The sequence below is a fragment of the Streptomyces dysideae genome (assembly GCF_001514305.1).
In the GTDB taxonomy this organism is placed as follows: Bacteria; Actinomycetota; Actinomycetes; order Streptomycetales; family Streptomycetaceae; genus Streptomyces; species Streptomyces dysideae.
Genome location: NZ_KQ949225.1, coordinates 1 through 512, shown reverse-complemented (window position 1 = coordinate 512; position 512 = coordinate 1). Strand labels below are relative to the sequence as shown.

Here is a 512-nt window from a genome sequence, read left to right as displayed (position 1 = left end):
GGAACAGGTGCACCTTGTAGCTGTCCGCGTAGTGCGTGGTGACCAGGTAGCCCTGGCCGTCGTCGTCCCAGAACGGGCACACGTCGTTCCAGCCGGAGGTCCGCCACAGCGCGTGCAACGGCTCCCACGGCCCGGTCGGCGACGGGGCCGACGTCATGAAGAAGCCCTCGTCGGGCGTGTTGAAGTACACCCAGTACCGCCCCGCGTGGTGGCGGATGGACCCGGCCCACACGCCACGGCCGTAGCGGTTCATCCGGTCCCAGTTCAGCTCCGGTCCGATACGGGTGACATCGTCGACCGCGCCGCCGAGCGTCCGCCAGTTGACCAGGTCCCTGGAGTGCAGGACGGCCATGCCGGGCGAGTACCCGAACGTGCTGGTGATGCCGTAGTAGTCGGAGCCGACCCGGATGCAGTCCCAGTCACTGAGGTCGGCCGGGATGATCGGGTTGACGTAGGTGCCATCGCCCTGATCGCCCCACGTACCGGCAGGAGGGACGGCTGCCGCCGCCCTG

At 68.8% G+C, this 512-nt stretch carries 1 protein-coding gene; it reads right to left on the bottom strand.

Going from position 1 to position 512, the window contains the following annotated elements; translation table 11 throughout:
* Positions 1 to 512 (bottom strand): family 43 glycosylhydrolase (locus AQJ91_RS48510; RefSeq protein WP_159054858.1); only part of this gene is annotated, 512 nt, incomplete at both ends.